18 protein-coding genes are annotated in these 19,487 nt (G+C 73.2%); 10 read left to right on the forward strand and 8 right to left on the reverse strand.

The features are described 5' to 3' along the window. Positions 1 to 38 precede the first annotated feature (38 nt). Both ABZT03_RS29950 and ABZT03_RS29955 read left to right on the forward strand, forming a co-directional pair. Positions 39 to 1,304, forward strand: a complete 1,266-nt coding sequence (locus ABZT03_RS29950; protein WP_356045035.1) for a glycosyltransferase family 4 protein — start codon at positions 39 to 41, stop codon at positions 1,302 to 1,304. Further along, positions 1,301 to 2,134 (forward strand): transferase, encoded by an 834-nt coding sequence (locus ABZT03_RS29955; RefSeq protein WP_356045037.1) that lies wholly within the window; start codon positions 1,301 to 1,303, stop codon positions 2,132 to 2,134. The genes ABZT03_RS29950 and ABZT03_RS29955 overlap by 4 nt, the downstream gene beginning before the upstream one ends. 56 nt (positions 2,135 to 2,190) lie before the next feature. On the opposite strand, the gene ABZT03_RS29960 is transcribed toward ABZT03_RS29955, so the two are convergent. From ABZT03_RS29960 to ABZT03_RS29970, 3 genes are all read right to left on the reverse strand, one after another. Continuing rightward, positions 2,191 to 3,432, reverse strand: coding sequence for a VWA-like domain-containing protein (locus tag ABZT03_RS29960; RefSeq protein WP_356045040.1), 1,242 nt, complete (start codon positions 3,430 to 3,432; stop codon positions 2,191 to 2,193). Next, positions 3,429 to 4,691 carry an AAA family ATPase gene (locus ABZT03_RS29965; RefSeq protein WP_356045043.1) on the reverse strand — a complete coding sequence of 421 codons (1,263 nt, stop codon included), beginning with the start codon at positions 4,689 to 4,691 and terminating at the stop codon, positions 3,429 to 3,431. The genes ABZT03_RS29960 and ABZT03_RS29965 overlap by 4 nt, the downstream gene beginning before the upstream one ends. Before the next feature lie 85 nt (positions 4,692 to 4,776). Continuing rightward, positions 4,777 to 6,159, reverse strand: a complete 1,383-nt coding sequence (locus ABZT03_RS29970; protein WP_356045046.1) for a hypothetical protein — start codon at positions 6,157 to 6,159, stop codon at positions 4,777 to 4,779. Between the two features lie 240 nt (positions 6,160 to 6,399). Here ABZT03_RS29970 and ABZT03_RS29975 point away from each other — a divergent pair, with 240 nt between their 5' ends. The 7 genes from ABZT03_RS29975 to ABZT03_RS30005 all read left to right on the forward strand — a co-directional run bounded on the left by ABZT03_RS29975 (position 6,400) and on the right by ABZT03_RS30005 (position 12,407). After that, positions 6,400 to 6,852 carry a hypothetical protein gene (locus ABZT03_RS29975; protein WP_356045047.1) on the forward strand — a complete coding sequence of 151 codons (453 nt, stop codon included), beginning with the start codon at positions 6,400 to 6,402 and terminating at the stop codon, positions 6,850 to 6,852. A 167-nt stretch (positions 6,853 to 7,019) separates the two neighbouring features. Continuing rightward, complete coding sequence (locus tag ABZT03_RS29980; protein ID WP_356045050.1) at positions 7,020 to 8,612, forward strand: ATP-binding protein; 1,593 nt, start codon at positions 7,020 to 7,022, stop codon at positions 8,610 to 8,612. Then, on the forward strand, positions 8,609 to 9,016 hold the full coding sequence (locus ABZT03_RS29985) for a roadblock/LC7 domain-containing protein (protein ID WP_356045051.1): 408 nt from the start codon (positions 8,609 to 8,611) through the stop codon (positions 9,014 to 9,016). Before ABZT03_RS29980 ends, ABZT03_RS29985 begins: the two co-directional genes overlap by 4 nt. After that, positions 9,013 to 9,360, forward strand: coding sequence for a DUF742 domain-containing protein (locus ABZT03_RS29990; protein ID WP_356045054.1), 348 nt, complete (start codon positions 9,013 to 9,015; stop codon positions 9,358 to 9,360). The genes ABZT03_RS29985 and ABZT03_RS29990 overlap by 4 nt, the downstream gene beginning before the upstream one ends. Before the next feature lie 13 nt (positions 9,361 to 9,373). Then, positions 9,374 to 9,967, forward strand: a complete 594-nt coding sequence (locus ABZT03_RS29995; protein ID WP_356045097.1) for an ATP/GTP-binding protein — start codon at positions 9,374 to 9,376, stop codon at positions 9,965 to 9,967. Next, the gene (locus tag ABZT03_RS30000; protein ID WP_356045056.1) at positions 9,964 to 11,187 is read left to right on the forward strand and encodes a cytochrome P450; all 1,224 of its coding nucleotides are present in this window, start codon (positions 9,964 to 9,966) and stop codon (positions 11,185 to 11,187) included. Before ABZT03_RS29995 ends, ABZT03_RS30000 begins: the two co-directional genes overlap by 4 nt. Further along, complete coding sequence (locus tag ABZT03_RS30005) at positions 11,184 to 12,407, forward strand: cytochrome P450 (protein ID WP_356045059.1); 1,224 nt, start codon at positions 11,184 to 11,186, stop codon at positions 12,405 to 12,407. The genes ABZT03_RS30000 and ABZT03_RS30005 overlap by 4 nt, the downstream gene beginning before the upstream one ends. A 99-nt stretch (positions 12,408 to 12,506) precedes the next feature. Here the strand turns inward: ABZT03_RS30005 and ABZT03_RS30010 are convergent, their stop codons facing one another. The 4 genes from ABZT03_RS30010 to ABZT03_RS30025 form a co-directional block, all read right to left on the reverse strand. Next, a complete protein-coding gene (locus tag ABZT03_RS30010; RefSeq protein WP_356045062.1) occupies positions 12,507 to 14,651 on the reverse strand; it encodes a hypothetical protein in 2,145 nt (714 codons plus the stop codon). Between the two features lie 159 nt (positions 14,652 to 14,810). Next, positions 14,811 to 16,424 carry a cation acetate symporter gene (locus tag ABZT03_RS30015; protein ID WP_356045065.1) on the reverse strand — a complete coding sequence of 538 codons (1,614 nt, stop codon included), beginning with the start codon at positions 16,422 to 16,424 and terminating at the stop codon, positions 14,811 to 14,813. Then, positions 16,421 to 16,906: a DUF485 domain-containing protein gene (locus ABZT03_RS30020; protein ID WP_356045068.1), complete on the reverse strand. Its 486-nt coding sequence runs from the start codon at positions 16,904 to 16,906 to the stop codon at positions 16,421 to 16,423. Before ABZT03_RS30020 ends, ABZT03_RS30015 begins: the two co-directional genes overlap by 4 nt. Before the next feature lie 305 nt (positions 16,907 to 17,211). Then, positions 17,212 to 17,853, reverse strand: a complete 642-nt coding sequence (locus ABZT03_RS30025; protein WP_356045100.1) for a DUF6629 family protein — start codon at positions 17,851 to 17,853, stop codon at positions 17,212 to 17,214. A gap of 249 nt (positions 17,854 to 18,102) precedes the next feature. Here ABZT03_RS30025 and ABZT03_RS30030 point away from each other — a divergent pair, with 249 nt between their 5' ends. Next, positions 18,103 to 18,318 (forward strand): DUF4177 domain-containing protein, encoded by a 216-nt coding sequence (locus ABZT03_RS30030; protein WP_356045070.1) that lies wholly within the window; start codon positions 18,103 to 18,105, stop codon positions 18,316 to 18,318. Between the two features lie 120 nt (positions 18,319 to 18,438). Here the strand turns inward: ABZT03_RS30030 and ABZT03_RS30035 are convergent, their stop codons facing one another. Continuing rightward, positions 18,439 to 19,254 (reverse strand): SAM-dependent methyltransferase, encoded by an 816-nt coding sequence (locus ABZT03_RS30035; protein WP_356045072.1) that lies wholly within the window; start codon positions 19,252 to 19,254, stop codon positions 18,439 to 18,441. Positions 19,255 to 19,487 lie beyond the last annotated feature (233 nt).

Below are 19,487 nucleotides of genomic sequence, written 5' to 3' on the forward strand. Positions count from 1 at the left end.
CCGCAACCGTAGGGGGAACAGTCATGGTCTAGCCCGCCATGAAGATCTCTTTTCTGCTCCACAACGCCTATGGAATCGGAGGCACGATCACCACGACGTTCAACCTGGCCCAGGCACTGGCCGAGCGGCACGAGGTGGAGATCGTCTCCGTGCTGCGGCACCGCGCACGCCCCGATTTCACCCTGGACCCCAGGGTGTCGCTGCGGCCGCTGGTGGACCTCAGGCAGGAGAAGGAGCAGCCGTTGCACCGGAGACCGGCGAGGGTGTTCCCCCGGGCCGAGTACCGCTACGAGCAGTACAGCGAGTTGACCGACCAGCGCATCGGCGAGTGCCTCGCCACGACCGACGCCGACGTGGTGATCGGCACCAGGCCCGGCCTCAACGTGCACCTCGCGCTCCAGGCCCCGCCGCACGTCGCACGCGTCGGACAGGAACACCTCACCCTCGACAACCATCCGCCGCGGCTGCGCAGCGCACTGCGCCGGGCGTACCGCGGGCTCGACGTGCTCACCACGGTGACCGAGGCGGACGCGGCCTCCTACCGGCGCAAGATGGCCCTCCCGGGTGTCCGCGTCGAGGCGCTGCCCAACAGCGTGCCGGACCCCGTGCTGCCCACCGCGGACGGCACCTCCAAGGTGGTCGTCGCGGCCGGCCGGCTGGTACCGGTGAAGCGCTACGACCTGCTCGTCGAGGCGTTCGCAGCGGTCGCCGCCGAACATCCCGACTGGCAGCTGCGGATCTACGGCAAGGGCGAGGAACGCGACCGGCTGCGGACGCTCGTCGCGGATCTGGGCCTGGGGAACAACGTCTTCCTGATGGGGGCGACGGCCCCCATGGAGGCGGAGTGGGTGAAGGGCTCCATCGGTGCGGCGGCCTCCGACTTCGAGCCGTTCGGCATGACGATCGTCGAGGCGATGCGCTGCGGCCTGCCGGTGGTGAGCACCGACTGCCCCTACGGACCTGGCGAGATCATCAAGGACGGGGTCGACGGCCTGCTCGTGCCGGTCGGCGACCGTGACGCCCTCGGGGCGGCCCTGCTGGACCTCGTCCGCGACGACGACCGGCGCCGCCGTATGGGCCGCGCCGCCGAGGAGAACGCGCGCCGGTTCGCGCCGGTGCCCGTCCTGGAACAGGCCGAACGGCTGCTCGCGGAGGCCGTCGCGGCGAGGAGCGCGGGACGGCCGGCGGTGCGTCGGGACGCCGGCGTGCACCGCGCCCTGGTCAGCCGGGGATTCGCCGCGCGCGACGTCGCGCTGACCGCGAGGAGCAGCGCACTGAACACGGTGCGGAAGGGACAGCGATGACCGTGGAACCGACCCAGGACGCCCAGCCGCGCGTGGCCTGCACGGCGGACGCGGACGGCCGGATCGTCTTCGACCTGCCGCCCTCCGCGCCCCTGGAAGGGCGGTTGCTGCTGCGGCTGCGCCCGAAGAAGGGCGAGCCCGAGACGCTCCTGCACCACCTCGACCTGGGGGCCGCCGCAGCCGGAGGCCGACGTGCCGTGCTGGCTCCGCACACGGTGCTGGAGGAGGGCCGGTGGGACGTGTACCTGCTCTCCGGCCCGGACGCCACACGCCACCGCCTGCGCCCGGGCCCCCGCGACCTGCGGGCCCTGGTCGACGGCCACCTCCGGGACCGGCGGTCCCCGCTCGCCGTGCGCGTCCCGTACGCCACCCGGGGCGGCCACCTCGCCGTGCGGGCCTGGCTGCGCCCCGCGCACGCCGAGGTCGAACGCGTCGACGTCACGGACCGTACGACGACGGTCAGCGCCCGCCTGCACGGCGCCGCGCTCCGGGAGACAGCCGTCGTACGGCTGCGCCGGCGCGGCGGCGGCGCCGTCGAACGCGCCCTGGAACCACGGTCCGGTGACGGCGACCGGTTCTCCTTCACCGTCGAGCACGCGGAGCTGGTGGCGGAGTCGGCCGCCGGGCCGGGCGGGGACAAGGACGTGTGGGACGTCTTCGTCCGGCCGGCGGCGGACGCGCCGGTGGTGCGGGTCGCCCGTCTCCTCGACGACCTGGCGGACCGTAAGGAGGTGTACGTCTACCCGACGGTCACCGTCGGCGGCGCCGCGGTGCGCCCCTACTACACGAACGACAACGACCTCTCGGTGGAGGTGAAGCGACCCGTCTGAGCCGGGACGGGACCGGATGCCCGGCGGCCCACCGGCCGAAGGCCCCCCGCACGGGGCTATCCGATCTCGACCACGCGGGCCCAGGCGGGCGGGGGCTCCGGCCGGTGGTCGGGATCGTTCTCGTTCCAGGACGAGGGCTCACTCCGGCGGGGGAAGAGACCCACCACCGTCCGGCACGGCGGGGCCGCGGCCGGCCAGGGAGTCTGCCCGTCGGTCAGGGCCACGACGACGTCGGGGCGCGGGTTCGTTCCCAGCGCCCTGGTGAATCCCGTGCGCAGATCGGTGCCGCCGCCGCCCACCAGGGGAATCCCCTCGCCGGCGCACAGCGGGTGCACGAAAGGGGCCGCCGCGTCGCACGGCAGCACGGAGACCAGGTCGCGGCGGCCGCCGAGGGTCCGGGAGATCGCGGCGACCTCCAGGAGCGCGCTGCCCAGCTCGGCGTCGGCGACGGAACCGGAGGTGTCGATGATCACGCAGACCCGGGGCGGTCGGCGCCGCAGGCTCGGCAGCACCACCCGGGGCACACCCGCCGAGCGCCGTGACGGCCGGCCGTAGGTGTAGTCCTCGCCCGCGCCGGCCCCGGAGGTCGCCGAGCGGACCGCCGCTCCGAGCAACTCCCGCCAGGGCTGCGGTGGATGGAACGCCTCCTCCGCCCACCGCCGCCATCCGCGCGGGGAGTTCCCGGGGCGGCCCCTGATGCCCTCGGCCACCCGGAACCGGACCGCGTCGCGTTCCTGTTCGCTCAGTCCGTGCGCGCCCTGCGCTCCCAGGTCCCAGTCCCGGTCCCGTCCGTCGACACCGCTGCCGCAGTCCAGCCAGGACAGGCTCTGCGTGCGCGGCCCGAGCCGGAACAGGCGCAGGTACTCCTCCATGAGCTGCCCGTCGGGCAGGCTGAGGAAGGCCGGGTCGACAGCGCCCTCGGGGTGCACGAGCCCGTCGCCGAACGCGTCGTCGTTGATCTCGCAGTCCGCCGCGATGTTGATCCGCAGCCGTTCCGCGGGTCCGCTGAGGCCGTGCTGCCGGGCGAACCGGTCGCCGCGCGTGTGGTGGTCGCGCAGCAGGTGCGACACCTCGTGCACCCATACGGCGGCCAGTTCCTCCGCGGGTGTGCGGTCCACGAACGCCGGCGAGACGTAGCACCGCCAGTACGGGTCGACGGCCATCGTCGGCACCTGCCGCGACTCCACGGTGTGCAGGGCGAACAGCGCCGTCGCCAGGTAGGGCCGGGCGCGGGCGGCGTGCAGCCGGGCGGCGAAGAGCTTGTCGAGGTCCAGTGCCGCCGACGCGTCACGGCTCATCGGCCGGCCTGCGCGGCGGGCGTGGACCGGGCCGCGACCTGGTCCGCCCGCCGGGACAGTGACACCACTCCGGCCAGCGCCTCGATCGAGGCGGGCACGTCCCAGTCCTCCCGGCGCAGCGCGGCGAGGGTGGTCGCGGGGACCACCACCAGGTCGGGGGCGCCGGTCTCCAGAGCGTGGACCAGCAGCGCCCACGCGGCGTCCCAGCGTGACTTCTGCGGCCGGTTGCGGACCGCGGCCACGACCGCGTCCAGCACCGCCTGGCGAAGGTCGCCCCGCTCGGGCAGGTCGGCGGCGGCCGGGTCGGCGAGCAGGTCCTCGGGATCGGGGAGGTCCATCCGGTCCACGCTCGCCAGCAGCTCCAGCCCGGGCCCGTCGCCGACGGTGCCTCTGACCAGCAGGGAGAGCACGTCCCGGGAGGAGTCGGCGGCGGTGGCGAAGGCGATCAGCCGCAGGGCCGTCTCCCAGCTCCGCGGCGAGGGCCAGGCGCCGCCCCGGCGGGTCTCGCCGCTGGGCAGCCGGTGTACGAGGGCGGGGCGCGCGGTGAGGAGGCCGCACACCGCGCGGCGGGCGAAGTCCACCGCCTCCGCCAGTCTCTCCGGCTGGAGGCGCGGCAGGGTGGCCCGGGGCCAGGTCCCGCCGAGACCGCGCACCACGACCTCGTGGTCGTGGGTCCACTGCAGGTGCACGAACCGGTTGGCCAGCGGTGGGCTCAGTTCCCAGCCGTCGGCGGCGGAGGACCGCGGGTTCGCGGCGGCCACGATCCGTACGCCGGGCGGCAGCCGCAGGGAGCCGACCCGCCGCTCCAGTACGAGCCGCAGCAGCGCGGCCTGGACGGCCGGTGGCGCGGTGGACAGTTCGTCGAGGAACAGCAGCCCCCGTCCGGCCCGTACCAGGCGTACCGCCCACTCCGGCGGGGCCATGGGTACGCCCTGTGCCGCGGGGTCGTCCCCGACGACGGGCAGGCCGGAGAAGTCGGACGGTTCGTGCACGCTGGCGATGACGGTCGTCAGCGGCAGGCCGAGGGTCGCCGCGAGCTGGGTGAGGGCGGCGGTCTTGCCGATCCCCGGTTCGCCCCACAGGAGGACCGGCAGATCGGCGGCCACCGCCAGGGTGAGCGCTTCGAGTTGGGGGTCGGGGCGCGGTTCGGTGGTCGTCTCGCGCAGCAGGGCCGACAGTTCGTCGGCGACGTCCAGTTGGGGGAGGCCGGCCGTCGTGGTGTGGAGGGCGGGCGCGGTGAACGGGGCGTATTCAGGCATGTGGTGGTCACCTTTGGGTTCGTGGTGAGCGAAGGAGGGCGGCGGGGCGTGCCCCGCCGGCTGTGGGCGGAGGGTGCGACCCGGGTCAGCGGGAGGGGGCGGGGCGTCGACGGGTGTCGCGGGGTGCCGGGCGAACGGGGTGGGGACCGGGGTCGGCGAGACCGGCCCGGAACAGGCCGTGGGCGATCCGGCCCAGGGCGGCCGCTTCGAGCGCGTCCCGCAGGGCGCCGCCGCGCAGCAGCGCGCCGGGTCCGAGCAGGCCCTCCACGACGGCCAGCGCGCCGGCGATGTCGCCGTGGTCGAGGCGTTCGCGGACGCCGGTCAGGCAGTCGGGGTGCCGGTGTGCCTCGTCGATGACCCGCAGGCAGGGAAGCGGGGTCCCGGTCAGGGCGACGAGCAGTTCCTCGCGCCGGAGTTCCGCCGGGTCGTGGTCCAGTGCGGCCAGGGCGCCGTCGGCCAGGCCGACGCGGTGCCACGCTCCCCGGCACTCCACGAGGCGTGGCTGCCCTGCCCCGTCCCGGAGCCGGGGTGGGCCGGTCGGTGCGCACTCCGGTGCGAGCGCGGAGGCGACCAGGGGATGCAGCCGTTCCACCGGGATCGCACCGGCGCGGATCAACCGCAGGTCGGGGCAGACCCAGGTCGCCGCGTGGGGGAGGACCGGCAGCGCGGAGGCCGTGTCTCCCCCGGCCGCCGGCGCGACACGCAGGGCGTACGGCCCGGAGACCGGGTCGAGGCCCACGTCCAGCACCAGCCGTACCGCTCCGGCCCGGACGAGAACGCGACCGGTGTCCCGCCCCTCGGCGCGCAGCACGAGCGCCGCCTCGTCCGCCCACCGGTCGAGAGCGGCCTCACCCCCGTGCGGCAGGGTGGCCGGCAACTCCGGTGTTTCCACGATGGGTTCGGCGTCGGGCGGCCGGTCGGCGCCGGTCCGGGTCCGCAGCTCGCCGGTTCTGCGCGCGTCCCACAGGTGGCGGTGCAGATCGAGGCGGAATCTCCGGCTGGGGTGCGGATGCGGGTGACCGCGGGCGCCGGCCCCGGGGTGTGTGGCGTCCCGGAGGGCAAGGCTGATCCGCTGACCGGCCGCCGCCCAGGCCGGGGGAGTGCGGACCACGAGCTGCAGCGGGCCCCGGCCGCCCGGCCCCCCGGTGTCGTAGCGGGCCAGCGCGAGGGTCAGACCAGGGCGGAGCAGTCCGTCGGGGGCGATCCTCGGCAGGTGCCAGCGCAACAGGTCGGGGGCGAGATGGCGCAGATCGGCGCGGAGTCGAGCCGTGAGTTCACAGCCGTGTGTGCGTGCCACCGCACGCGGGTCGAGATCGACGTCGACGCCGGCGGCGGCACATGCCCCGGCCCAGTCGCCGGTCCGGCGTCGTGCGGTCGCGGCCTCGATCATGGATGCCGGCACGGCGAACTCGCGCACGCGCGGCCAGAAACCGAGGGAGGAGTCCCCCTGCGCGGTGTCAGTGAGCATCAGCACTCACCTTGCGCGGAGGGGACCCCCAATCTGCTTGCGGATCGAGTGGTCATCGCGATGACCGTAACGCCCCCGGCGGTCCATCCGCCAACGGTTTCCGTCTCGGGCGCCCGCCCTCCCGCGGGGGGATCCGGGGAGCGTGGCAGGCGGCTCCGCCGTACGCAAAGAGGCTCGGGAGACAAGGAGTTGCTCGGGTTCCTCTGGTGGGGACACGCTCTGGTGCAGCAGGGTGGGGGCGTGGAATGGTCTGGTCTGGTCAACACGACGATGGGTGCGCTCATCGCCCTGGGCGCGTCCGCGTTCGCCGAGCGCCGCCGGTGGGTCCGGGAGAGCGAACAGCGCACGAAGGACGATCGCCGTGCCGCGTACATCGCCTTCCTCAACGCCACGGCGGAGGCGAGCGAGACGCTCATCAACATCGCTCGCGGTCACGACCGTGACGAGACGGCGCTGGCCCGGGCCGGGACGGTGCTGCGGGACAGCAGCGTGCTGTCCCGGCGCCTGGAGCTGTCCCTCTTCGCCGAGGACGGCGTACTGGAGGAGGTCGGCCGGACCGTCGGTTCGCTGCGCACCTACCGGGACGTCGTGTCCCAGGGACTGTCCTACGACGCCGAGGAGTTCCAGCGTGCCCGTGCGGCCTTCAACGAACAGCGCGACCGGCTCACGCAGTTGATGCGCCGGACCCTGTGAGCACCTTCGGCGGCCAGGTCTGAACGGAGCCGACACAACCCTCTCGATCTGATCGCAAACTCTCGTATAGTGACGCCCAGTTGATCGCTGCACACAGTTTCCTGCGCACTTTTTCCCCAAGGACGACACGAGGCCGCGACCAGAGCGGCCGCCCGAGGACCTGATTGATGACCGCGCCCGCCCGTTCCGGCGACCGATCCACCGTCCGCTCCCTGCTTCCCGTTGCCCTGCTCACCGCACTCGTGGCGGGCCTCGTCGTGGGCTGGGCCGTCTCGGCGGCGCCGTCCTCCGTGCGCGGCCCCCTCGGCTGGGGCGCGGGTGCCGCCGCCGTCCTGTTGTGCGCCGCCGTCACCGCCGCCGTACACGGCGGGCGGACCGCGCGAGCCGCCGGCGCCGAGGTGCGCCGCCTGACCGACGACGTCCTGCGCGCCACGCACGAGCGGGAGCGTCTCGCCGAGCAGTGGCGCCGGGAACAGCAACGCATCATCGACGCCGAGGCCGTCGAACACGCCCGTCTCGTCGAGGACTTCGCCCGGGAACGGGCGCACCTCACGCAGGCGGGTGAAGCCGAGCGGTCCCGCCTCACCGAGGAGGTGCGGCGGCTGACGGCACGGCTGGACCGCGCCGTCGGCGAACGGTCCGCGGCGATCTCCGCGACCGCCAACGCGGCGGCCCGCATGCAGGCCCTGGCCACCGGCACGCTCGCCGACCTGCGTGCCATGGAGGAGCGGCACAGCGACGAGGACGTCCTCGCCGACCTGCTGCACCTGGACCACCGTACGGCGCAGGCGGGACGGCTGGCCGACTCCGTCGCCGTCCTCACCGGCGCGCGCTCCGGCCGCCGTTGGGCCCGCCCCATCGGCATGGAGTCCATCCTGCGCGGCGCGATGGGCCGGATCAGCGGCTACCAGCGCATCCGGCTGCACTCCGTCAGCGACATGGCGGTCGCCGGACACGCGGCGGAGGGCGTCATGCACGCCCTGGCGGAACTCCTCGACAACGCCGCCACCTTCTCGCCGCCCAACGCCGAGGTGCACGTCTACGTCGAGGAGGTGCCGGCGGGCGTCATCGTCTCGGTGGAGGACAGCGGCCTGGTCATGGGCGACGTCCAGCTGCGGCGGGCGGAGACCGCCGTCAGCGGTGAGACGACCGAACTCGGCGGCCTCACGGGCACCCGGCTGGGCCTCGCCGTGGTCGGCCGGCTCGCGCGCAAGTACGGCCTGAAGGTGTCCTTCCGGCCCTCCGCGCGCGGCGGCACCGGCGTGCTCATGCTCATCCCGCAGGACATCCTCACCACCGTCACCACCACCGCCCCGCCCGGTCCGCGGCCCGCGGCGGCAGAACGGCCGCGCCCGGTGTCCCCGCCCGCCCCGCGGGAGCAGGACCCCGCCCGCGACACCGCACCCGCCGCCGTCACGGCCCCGCCCGTGGACGACACGCACCCGGCGGAGCCCGGCGCGCCCGGTGAACTGCCCCGGCGCCGCCGCGGCCGCACCCTCGCCGCCGCCGAACGCGCCCGCGCCGCGGCCGGCGACGCCCCACCGCGGCCGGCCCCGGCCGAGGACATCCGGGCCAAGGCCGCCCGCTTCAGCAGCTTCCGGCAGGCCGTCCGCGCGGCCGGATCCGGCGAGACCACCGGGCGGCACCCGCTGCCACCGGCTCCCGACACCCGGCGGGACGGCCCACCGGCCTCCGCCGGCACCGCGTCCGACACCCCGACCCACTCTCACACGCACCCGGAAGGCGACACCACCTCATGACCGGCACGAGTACCGCCGACGAGAAGCTCACCTGGCTCATCGAAGGGCTCCTGGAGCGCACCCCCGGCGCACGGCACGCGCTCGTGCTGTCCCGTGACGGACTGAAGCTGTGCCGCACCCCGGAGCTGACGGTCGACCAGGCGGACCAGCTCGCCGCGATCGCGGCCGGCATCCAGTCGCTCTCGCACGGCGCGTCGGTGGAGTTCGGCGACGGCAGCGGAGGCGTGCGCTCGTCCATGACCGAGTTCTACGGCGGAACCCTCTTCATCGTGGAGGCCGGCGAGGGCGCGCACCTCGCCGTCGTCACCACCGAGGACGCGGACGCGGGCCTGGTCGGGCACAACATGAGCGAGCTGGTGGAACAACTCGGCGAGCACCTGACGGCCCATCCCCGTACCGCATGAGCCGCCCCGGCAGGGACGACGCACCCGACCGGCTGTACACGCTCACCGGCGGGCGCAGCGGGGCCGGCCCGGACAGCCCCTTCGACCTGGTCACCCTGGTGGTGGCCGAATGCGGACCGGCACCCGGCATGCAGTCGGAGCACGCCGCGATCCTGCGCCTGGCGCAGACCCCCGCCGCCGTGGTGGAGGTCGCCGCGGAGCTCGGACTGCCGGTGAGCATCACCAAGATCCTCCTCTCCGACCTGCTCGCCGCGGGCCGCGTCAGCGCCCGCCACCCGCGCAGTTCGGCCCTCCCCGACCCCGACATCCTGGAGCAGGTGCTCGTTGGACTCCGCAGCCTCTGACGCCCGCACCCCGCTGGGTGCCTCCGCCGACAACGGTCTGAAGATCGTGATCGTCGGCGGGTTCGGCGTCGGCAAGACGACCATGGTCCGTTCGGTCAGCGAGATCCGTCCCCTCAACACCGAGGAGACGATGACCCTGGCCGGCGAGGCGGTGGACGACATCAGCGCGGTGCGCGCCAAGACCGCGACCACCGTGGCCTTCGACTTCGGCCGCATCACCCTCGACGCCCGCAACGTGCTGTACCTCTTCGGCGCGCCCGGCCAGGAGCGCTTCTGGTTCCTGTGGGACCGGCTGTTCTCCGGCACGCTCGGCGCGGTCGTCCTCGTCGACACCCGGCGCATCGACGACTCCTGGTACGCGATCGACCGGCTGGAGCGGCACGGCACGCCGTTCATCGTGGCCTGCAACGACTTCGGCGGCCCCGGCCACGCGCACGCGGACCTCCGCGCGGCCCTCGACCTCGATCCGCATGTGCCGCTGGTCGACTGCGACGCCCGCTCCCGCGAGTCCAGTAAGCAGACCCTGATCACTCTCGTCCAGCACATCCAGAACCAGTACGGCGGGCGGGCAGCCCCCGCCGTCGCGCCCCCACGGGAGTTCGCGTGAGCACCGAAGCCGTTCCGCTGAGCGGCCCCCGCTTCCAGACCGAACCCGCCCGCCTGTACCGGGAGATGCGCCGCGAGCACGGCGCCGTCACCCCCGTGGTGCTGGACGGCGGCGTACCGGCGTGGCTCGTGCTCGGCTACCGCGAACTGCACCAGGTGACCGGCGACCCGGTGCTCTTCAGCCGTGACTCGGACCTGTGGAACCAGTGGGACACCATCGCCGACGACTGGCCCCTGCTGCCGATGATCGGCCGCAAACAGCCGTCCATCCTGTACACGGTGGGCGAGCGCCACCGCGAGCGGGCCGGCATGATCAGCAACGCCCTGGAGGCGGTCCCGCCGTCCGAACTGCGCCACTACGCCGAGCGGTTCGCCGACGAGCTGATCGACTCCGTGTGCGCCCACGGCCAGGCGGACCTGATCGGCCAGTACGCGATGCTGCTGCCGGTGCGGGTGCTCGCGCGGCTGTACGGCTTCTTGGACGAGGAGGGGCCGGGACTGGTCACCGCCCTCAACGACATGATCGACGGAGGGGATCGGGCGCTCGCGGGCCAGAGCCATCTCGCCACGTCGATGGGGGAGTTGCTGGCGCAGCGCAGGGCCGCGCCCGCCCATGACGTCGTCTCCCGCATGACGGCCGACGCCGGTGGCTACAGCGACGAGGAGATCGCCCAGGACCTCATGGTGATGATGGCGGCCGGGCACCAGCCCACCGCCGACTGGATCGGCAACTCGCTGCGCCTGATGCTCACCGACGACCGTTTCGCCGCCTCGCTGTTCGGCGGCCGCAACAGTGTCGCCGAGGCGATGAACGAGGTCCTCTGGGAGGACACCCCCACCCAGAACGTGGCCGGCCGCTGGGCCTCGCGCGACACCCAGCTCGGCGGCCACCACATCCGGGCCGGCGACCTCCTGCTGCTCGGTCTCCAGGCCGCCAACTCCGATCCGCAGGTGCGCACCGACGGCTCCGCGCTCACCGGCGGCAACAGCGCGCACTTCTCGTTCGGCCACGGTGAGCACCGCTGCCCCTTCCCCGCCCAGGAGATCGCCGAGGTGGTCGCCCGGACGGGCATCGAGGTCGTCCTCGACCGGCTGCCCGACATCGACCTGGCGGTCCCCGCCGAGTCCCTCACCCGTCGTCCCTCGCCGTGGCTGCGCGGGCTGACCGAGCTGCCCGTGCGGTTCACACCCACCCCTGCCCTGGGAGGCAACCGACCATGACGTCCGGCACCGAAGAACTACGGATCGCGCTGGACCCGTTCGTCACCGACCTGGACGGCGAGAGCGCGAAGCTGCGCACGGCCGGCCCGCTGGCGGCGGTCGAGCTGCCCGGCGGTGTCCCGGTGTGGGCCGTCACCCGTCACGCCGAGGCCAAGGCGCTGCTGACCGACCCCCGGCTGGTCAAGGACATCAACGTGTGGGGCGCCTGGCAGCGCGGCGAGATCCCGCCGGACTGGCCGCTGATCGGGCTGGCCAACCCGGGCCGCTCGATGCTCACCGTGGACGGCGCCGACCACCGCCGGATGCGCACGCTGGTCGCGCAGGCCCTCACCCCGCGCCGGGTGGAGGCGATGCGCGCCCGCATCAGCGAGCTCACCGAGCGGCTGCTGGACGCGCTGCCCGCCGGCGACCAGGTCGTCGACCTCAAGGCCGCGTTCGCCTACCCGCTGCCGATGTACGTCGTCGCCGACCTCATGGGCATCGAGGAGGACCGGCTGCCCCGGCTGAAGGAGCTGTTCGAGAAGTTCTTCTCGACCCAGACCCCGCCGCAGGAGGTCATCGCCACTCTGGTGGAACTGGCCGGCATCATGGCCGAGACGGTCGCGGCCAAGCGGGCGAACCCCGGTGACGACCTGACGAGCGCGCTCGTCGCGGCCTCCGAGGACGGCGACACGCTCACCGACGAGGAGATCGTCTCCACCCTCCAGCTGATGGTCGCGGCCGGCCACGAGACGACGATCTCCCTCATCGTCAACGCCGTGGTGAACCTCTCCACCCATCCCGAGCAGCGGGCCCAGGTGCTGTCCGGCGCGGTGGACTGGTCGGCGGTGGTCGAGGAGACGCTGCGCTGGTCGACGCCGACCTCGCACGTCCTCATCCGGTTCGCGACCGAGGACGTGCCCGTCGGGGACAAGGTGATCCCGGCGGGGGACGCGCTCATCGTGTCGTACGGCGCGATAGGCCGCGACGAGCAAGCGCACGGGCCGACGGCCGGCGACTTCGACATCACCCGCGACACGAGGACCCGGCACATCTCCTTCGGCCACGGCCCGCACGTGTGCCCGGGAGCGGCGCTGTCCCGGCTGGAGGCGGGTGTGGCGCTGCCCGCGCTGTACGCCCGTTTCCCGCGCCTGGACCTCGCGGTGCCGGCGTCGGCCCTGGCCAACAAGCCGGTGGTGACGCAGAACGACCTCTTCGAACTGCCGGTCACGCTGACCTGACCCCGCCTCCGGCACCTCGGCGGACGGGACGAGACGCATGGTCGACGGGCGGGCCCGGAACCTCCGGGCCCGCCCGTCGACCATGGGGGCGAGCCGTGCTCAGCGGTCTCCCGGACGTCCTGTCACGAGTTGGCCGCCGGGACCGGCGTCGGACCGGGCGGGCCCGGTACCGGGGGCGAGCGCCGGGCCGCAGGAGTCGGTCCGCTGCTGCGGGAAATCCGGCTCCCGGAGCCGGGGGGCGTCCTCCTCGGCGGTCCCCGCCTCTGCCTCCGCCTCTGCCTTGGCGGCCAGTGCCTCCACCGCCGCGTTGAACCTGACGGTGGAGGTGGGCCGGTCCGGGCCCAGGACGTACTCCTTGAGGGTGCGGCGCAGCGCGGCCATCGGGTCCTGGCACGGCTCGCGGACCGACCGCAGGATCTCGGGCAGCCGCGTGCAGTCGCGGTCGAGCAGATAGGCGCCGCCGGCGGTGGTGTAGGCGGCGCGGAACTCCTCGTCGGGCAGGTCGAGGGCGTTGGTCAGGACGTACGGCTTGAGGCTCGCCACGAAGTCGGCGACCACCGAGGAGACGTCGCTGATGAGCAAGTCGGCCTGGTCGAAGCACTCGTACAGCGTGGGCAGTTGCCTCAGGATCACACTGTGCCGGACCGGGCCGCGGCTCTCCCGGAAGAGCCGGTGCCATTCGGCGTGCAGTTCCCGCCACTCGGCGGCGTCCTCGGGGTCGGGCAGGCGCGCGTCGGCGGTCTGCTGGACGAGGTCGCCGCCATGACGCCCGGCCAGTTCGTCCAGCCGGGTCTGTATCTCCTTCAGGCGCGGCCTCGCGGCCTCGATCGCGGCCTGCGCCTCGGCCGCGTCCCGCTGCTCGTTGTCGGCGTTCAGCAGCGCCCGGATCTCCCGGTCCGCGGCGGCCGCCTCCTTCGAGCGCTTGCCGGTGAGTGGATGCGGCTTGTAGACGACCCGTACGTTCTCCGCGAGGAGCCGCTCCACCAGGGTGACGCCCATCGGGATCAGGGAGGTGTGGCAGTCGTCGTCGCTCCAGCCCTCCCAGGTGGGGGCGTACAGGACGACGGGCAGCGGACCCGGCGTGTGGTCGTCGTGCAGCCGGATCGGTGACAGCTGCGGGCGGCCCACCTCGACGATGGCCTCGTCGCTGATGGCGTGCCGCACGCGCTGGTAGCGGTCCCGGCCGGCCCGGCCGGCCACCCAGATCTCGTCGTACACCTTGCTGACCCGGTTGCTGCTGGCGAGCTTGTCGCTGTCGCCGTGGCCGATGAAGACGTGCTTGGCCTCGGCGACGCGCAGCATGTGCACGTTCTTGCCGGCGTTGCCCGGATACAGCACGACGCGGACCTCGGGCAGTTCCAGTTCGGCCAGGTCGTCGGCCTTGGGCACGCAGACCACCGGGACCGAGGTGCGGCTCAGGTTCTGGAACGAGGCGTGCTCGCGCAGGATGATCAGCGGGCGCCGGTCGAGGTGTTCCAGCGTCTCGATCCACATGTTGACCTGGTACATGAAGTCACGTGACACCGCGGCGAAGCTGAAGTACAGCGCCACCTCGGGCCGGTAGCCGGCAAGCTGCCGGTTGACCTCGGCGATCACGCCCTCGCGCCCCGGCATCCGGCGGGCCCTGCGGAACTGTCCCAGCAGGGCCAGCACCGCCGCCACGGCCAGCGCGCCGGTCAGCGCGTAGCCGAGGTACGCCGGGTACCAGGTCCCCGTCGCCAGCGCGGTGAGCAGCCCCGCGTGCGCCGGCAGGTCGAGGTGGAGCATCTTGCGCAGATGGCGCCGGTAGAGGTACGCCGGCGGGCGCTGCGGGATGCCCGCCCCGCTCATGTCCAGGTTGCGCACCACCACCGGCAGGGTCCGCCGCCTGCGGATCGCGTGGTGCACGGCCGAGTACAGCATGACCAGCGCGAAGTGGGTGCTGAAGAGTGCGACGCCCACGGCCGGCACCGCGCCCGGCGCGTCCATCCGCTCGGCCAGCGCCAGCAGCATCAGCGTCCTGACGGCGAACCGCATGGTGCGGTCGACCTGGAGCGTCGACAGCCGCCGGACGAAGGTGGGAGCCCGCTGGTGCAACGCCTCGTCCGCCGCGTAGCTCACCGCCGAGGCCGCGGCGAAACCCCACAGGGACGGCGTCAGCGCGCACACGGGCAGCGCCGCGAAGCCGGCGAAGAACAAGAACACGAGGAGCAGGTCCGCCTTCCCCCGTACGCGCAGCGCGTCGCACAACCAACGGATCATCATCGGCACAGCTCCCCCGGTATTGCCCACGGCGGATGCCGTCGTTGATCTGTTCGACGTGAAGTGGGGGCGAATGGTTGTACATCCCGTGGACGGAAACAGTTCGTCTTGAATTAGTGAAAGAGTCCCCTTCCGCTTACCTGCCGGCGGCGGCCCGGCCGCTCATCCGGTCCGGCGCCGCGGCGGGCCGGCGAGCAGGACGTGCTCGATCGTCTCGTAGCGCCCCCGGGCCCGGTCGGTCGCCCGCCGCCCGGACAGCAGGGTGCCGGACCAGCCGAAGAAGAAGCCGAGCGGGACCGAGACCAGAGCGGTCGTGGTGAACGGGAACCAGTTGAAGTGGGCGTCGGGGAAGGCGGCGAGGGGCGAGCCGGACACCAGGTTGGTGCCGGTCATCAGGACCAGGACGCTGAGTGAACCGCCGATGAGCGTGCACAGCAGCCCGGCACGTGTGAAGCGCCGCCAGAAGAGGCTGTACACGAGCGCGGGGGCGATGGCGGAGGCGCCCAGGCAGAACGACAGCGTGGCGAGCGGCTGGAGACTGCGGTGCTGGGCCAGCGCCGCCAGCAGGATCACCGGTGCCCCCACGGCCAGCGCCGCGGCACGGGCCAGGGCCATCTCGCGCAGCGGCGGCATGTGGGCGCGCCGGGAGGCGGCGACGTCATGGGCCAGGGAGTTGGCGCAGGCCAGTGTCATGCTGGCCACCGAGGCGAGCAGGGTGAGGAAGATCGCCGTGGTGACCGTGGTGAACAGCAGGCTCTCCGGCCGGGACAGCTGCGGACCGAACGCGGCGCGGGAACCCAGGAGGTAGGCGGTGTTGCCCCGCGGGTCGGCGGCGGCGATGCCGGCCCGCCCCACGAGGGCCATCGCGCCGACGCCGACGACCGTGATCACGAGGACGAACAGCGCGACGGACGACACGGCCCAGGACATGGAGCGGCGCACCTGGCGCGCGCTGCCCGCGGTGTACATGCGCATGGTGACGTGCGGCAGGCAGGCGCCGCCCAGCACGATCGCGCACTGGGTGCTGACCATGTCGAGGCCGGGATGCGGGCCACCGGCGAACTGCAGGCCGTAGCGCAGGTACGCCTGGCCGGAGCCGCTGCGGTCCGCGGCGGCGTGGAACAGGGTGCGGGGGCTCCAGCCGAAGGTGTGCAGGACCAGTACGGCGATCACGAGCCCCGAGCCCAGCAGCATCACCGTCTTGAGGATCTGGATCAGGGCGGTGCCCCGCATCCCGCCCAGCGCCGCGTAACTGATCATCAGGGTGCCCGCCCCGACGACGCACCCGGTCTTCATGGAACTGTCGGAGAAACCCAGGATGAACGCCAACAGCTGTCCTACGGCGGCGAGTTGGACCACCATCATCGGGACCAGCGAGAGGATGGTGACCACGCAGGCGGTGATGCGGACCGAGCGCCCCGGCAGACGCCGGCCGAGCGCGTCGCCCATCGTGAAACGGCCCGTGTTGTGCAGGGGTTCGGCGAGCAGGAACATGAGCAGCAGCAGCGACAGCAGGGTGCTGAGCGCCAGCACGACCCCGTCGTAGCCGCACAGGGCGATGACCCCGCCGATGGTCAGCACGGTCGCTGCGGAGATGTAGTCGCCGGCGACGGCCAGGCCGTTGCGCAGCGGCGACAGGGACCGGTAGCCGGTGTAGAACTCGTCGATGTCGTCGCGGTCGGGGCCGGTCAGCACGCACAGCAGGAGCGTGACGGTCACGACACTGCAGAACGCGACGAGGGACCAGGACTGGGCGGCGCCGCTGAAGTCCGTCACGGCTGCGGCTCCCCGTCACGGTCGGCCGGGTACGCGTGCCGGCTCACCCGGCGCGCGAGGGGGTCGACGTACCGGCGCGCGGTGCACTCGAACAGGACGACGGCCAGCCAGGTGACGGGGAGTTGGAGGAGGGCGAGTACCAGTCCGGTGGGCAGGCCTCCCGGGGCGGGGCGGGTCATGACCGAGGGGACCCGGACGGTGAGGGTGAGGAAGACCGCGAAGTAGCCGAGGGCCGCGAGGGTGGCGACGCGCCGCTGCCAGCGGCAGGCACGGCGCAGGAGCCGCAGATGGCGGTGGTGGCCGGTCCAGGAGCGTGGCCGGCGTCCGCCCGGCCACGTCCGGCCGGCCGCCGGATCGGGGGCCCCGGTCGCCGGCTCGGCGGACCGCGGAGCGGGGCTCGGAGTGCGGAGGGCCGGGTCGGGAGAGGAGTGCCGTCCGTGCCGGTGTCGAGCCGGGTATAACTCGGAGCTGTCGAAGGACATCCCAGAATCTCCTAGCGAGGCGGGGCCCCGAGGAGCGGGGACCGCGAGGACGTGGGGAGCGGTTCGGGTCATCGCACGCTATGCGGGTGTCCGACCCTCCGGGAGGTCTTCCGCGGAACTTCCTGGTGGCGGCTTCGCAACGCTGTGACCTCGAACGTTGTGCGAGTTACGGCTGTTGCTGAAAGGCACGGGAGTGGCGCGTGGGCTCCGGCCTCCGCATCGCCGCACGGCTTGGCCTCGAGGGCGGACGGCCCGGGGCTGGCGCACCGTTCGGCAGGTGTCCGGCCAGGTGGGGCGGTAGGTGGTCACCCCGCCGAACGCGCCGGAGCGCGCGCCGGGCGCGACCGCGAGCGCACCCAGCCGAACAGGACCACCGAGCACAGCGCCGCGAAGGCGCACCAGGTGGAGATGAACTCCGCCCGCCACAACGTCCAGCAGACGGCCGCGCCCACTCCGGCCGACCCCCCGAGCACCACCAGCCGCCGGTCGCCGGACAGCAGCAACGAGCCGACGGTGGCCAGGAGATAGCCGAGGACCAGTGGGGTCGCGTGGGAGAGACCGAGGACGTATCCCATCGTGTGACCGCGGATCTCGGCCGTCACCGGCCGAGTGGCGAGGGCGCGCGCCAGCATCGCGGCCGTCACGGCTGCGGCGGTCAGGGGCAGGAGCAGACGGCCCCGGGCATGCCGTGGAGCGGCGCACAGCACTCCGAGCGGCACCCACACCGCCAGCAGCGGCAACGCGATGACGGCCCACAGGACAGCGGCCGGTCCGCTTCCGCCGCCGGAGTCCCACAGCACCGACTCGACGATCTGATGGGCTCCCAGCAGCAGTGGCAGCGCCGCGAGGGGAAGGTCGCGGGCGTCACGCACCCGCGCCACACAGGCCACCCCGAGGGCCGCGACACCTGCGCCCGCCACGAGATCGGCCGTCGCACTCCAACACATCACGCCACCATGGGGTCCGCCGTCGTGTGCCTCCGCGTTCGCCGCGCACCACCGTACGACGTCCGCGCGCGGCCCCCCGTTCGACACGGCACCCGGGCACCGGCGCGCCGCCGCGACGGGTGCCGCGACACATGTGGCTGTGGGCCGAAAGGAGGCCCGCCGGGACGTGGCGGGCCCGGGGGTGCTTGGCTGGTGTCGGCCGGCACCACATCACCCTGGCCCCAGCGGCCGAAGGAAGGCTTCGCCACCATGAGCAACCCGTACACCTACGAGTACAAGGTCGTCAGCTTCAGGGAGTCGCTGATCGGCGACGCGCTGGACAGCGACAAGCTGGAGAAGGTCCTCAACAAGCACGCGGGGGACGGCTGGGCCCTGAAGGCCATCACCTCGGCCGACGTCAAGGGCCGCATCGGTCCCGGAGCCGTCGAGGGCCTGCTGCTGACCTTCGAGCGTCCGCGCGGCTGAGCCGCCCCGCCGGGCGGCGAAGCGAGAAGCCCGGCCGGAGGATCCCGCACCGTCCCACGTGACGACGGGTGAGGCGGCCCCCGTCACCGGACGGACGGCCGCCTCACCCGCGCACGGCACTCAGGGTTTGCGGGCCAGACCGCCGTGCTCGGCGACGGCGTCCTGCGCGGGCGCGCCGGCGTCCGGACGCCAGTGGACGACCGACACCACGCCCGGTTCCAGCAGTTCGAGGCCGTCGAAGAACACGGTGATCTGTTCGGGGGTCCGCAGGTTGTAGGGGACCGCGCCGCTCTCGTTGTAGGCGTCCTGCGCCTGCTCGAAGACCGGGTCGACGCCCCGCGAGCCGTCGTTGATCGACAGGTAGCTGCCGGAGGGCAGCGCGGCCATCAGCCGGGTGACGATGGAACGGGCCCGGTCGTAGTCGCCGATGTGCCCCAGGATGTTGCTGAGGATCAGGGCGGTCGGCCGGCTGAAGTCCAGCGTCTTCGCGGCGGCCTCCAGGATGCGGTCCGGGTCCAGCACGTCGGCGTCGACGTAGGCGGTCGCGCCCTCCGCGGTGGAGTAGAGCAGGGCGCGGGCGTGCGTCAGGACCATGGGGTCGTTGTCGACGTAGACGATCCGCGACTCGGGAGCGATCCGCTGGGCCACCTCGTGGGTGTTGTCGGCCGTCGGCAGACCCGTGCCGATGTCCAGGAACTGCCTGATGCCCGCCTCGGCGACCAGGTGCGTGATGTTGCGGCGGAGGAAGGCGCGGCTGCTGCGGGCGATGGTGACGATCCCCGGGAAGACGGCCGTGTACGCGTCCCCGGCCTCCTCGTCGACGGGGTAGTTGTCCTTGCCGCCCAGCCAGTAGTTCCAGATGCGGGCCGAGTGCGGCACCGACGTGTCGATCTTCTGGTGCGGCTCTGCGGAGGGCGGCGTTGCGGGGTCGGTCATGGGAGGCGTCCGTCTTTCGGCCGAGGCGTGAAGTGTGCTGCGCCCAACGTACGTCCCAACGGCGCGCACGCGTACACCAGTTCACGTTTCCGGTGTGTCGCGACGCGGAGTTTCGCCGCAGGCGCTCCGGTCGTCCCGATTCGTTGCCGCGCACCTCTGGCCGATCAGTCGTACCGGCCGGTATACAAGCCAGGTCGAACGGGGAGGGACCGCGAGCCGGGCCTCGCCCCGCT

It is taken from the genome of Streptomyces sp. NPDC005574, from assembly GCF_040605435.1.
Classification (GTDB): Bacteria; Actinomycetota; Actinomycetes; order Streptomycetales; family Streptomycetaceae; genus Streptomyces.

What these genes read in the sequence shown, in the direction of transcription:
- ABZT03_RS30035 (WP_356045072.1), bottom strand. Translation starts at nt 19,254, where the DNA reads ATGACCGACCCCGCAACGCCGCCCTCCGCAGAGCCGCACCAGAAGATC.
- ABZT03_RS29955 (WP_356045037.1), top strand. Translation starts at nt 1,301, where the DNA reads ATGACCGTGGAACCGACCCAGGACGCCCAGCCGCGCGTGGCCTGCACG.
- ABZT03_RS29960 (WP_356045040.1), bottom strand. Translation starts at nt 3,432, where the DNA reads ATGAGCCGTGACGCGTCGGCGGCACTGGACCTCGACAAGCTCTTCGCC.
- ABZT03_RS29950 (WP_356045035.1), top strand. Translation starts at nt 39, where the DNA reads ATGAAGATCTCTTTTCTGCTCCACAACGCCTATGGAATCGGAGGCACG.
- ABZT03_RS29970 (WP_356045046.1), bottom strand. Translation starts at nt 6,159, where the DNA reads ATGCTCACTGACACCGCGCAGGGGGACTCCTCCCTCGGTTTCTGGCCG.
- ABZT03_RS29985 (WP_356045051.1), top strand. Translation starts at nt 8,609, where the DNA reads ATGACCGGCACGAGTACCGCCGACGAGAAGCTCACCTGGCTCATCGAA.
- ABZT03_RS29990 (WP_356045054.1), top strand. Translation starts at nt 9,013, where the DNA reads ATGAGCCGCCCCGGCAGGGACGACGCACCCGACCGGCTGTACACGCTC.
- ABZT03_RS29965 (WP_356045043.1), bottom strand. Translation starts at nt 4,691, where the DNA reads ATGCCTGAATACGCCCCGTTCACCGCGCCCGCCCTCCACACCACGACG.
- ABZT03_RS30010 (WP_356045062.1), bottom strand. Translation starts at nt 14,651, where the DNA reads ATGATGATCCGTTGGTTGTGCGACGCGCTGCGCGTACGGGGGAAGGCG.
- ABZT03_RS30005 (WP_356045059.1), top strand. Translation starts at nt 11,184, where the DNA reads ATGACGTCCGGCACCGAAGAACTACGGATCGCGCTGGACCCGTTCGTC.
- ABZT03_RS30025 (WP_356045100.1), bottom strand. Translation starts at nt 17,853, where the DNA reads ATGTGTTGGAGTGCGACGGCCGATCTCGTGGCGGGCGCAGGTGTCGCG.
- ABZT03_RS30020 (WP_356045068.1), bottom strand. Translation starts at nt 16,906, where the DNA reads ATGTCCTTCGACAGCTCCGAGTTATACCCGGCTCGACACCGGCACGGA.
- ABZT03_RS30030 (WP_356045070.1), top strand. Translation starts at nt 18,103, where the DNA reads ATGAGCAACCCGTACACCTACGAGTACAAGGTCGTCAGCTTCAGGGAG.
- ABZT03_RS29980 (WP_356045050.1), top strand. Translation starts at nt 7,020, where the DNA reads ATGACCGCGCCCGCCCGTTCCGGCGACCGATCCACCGTCCGCTCCCTG.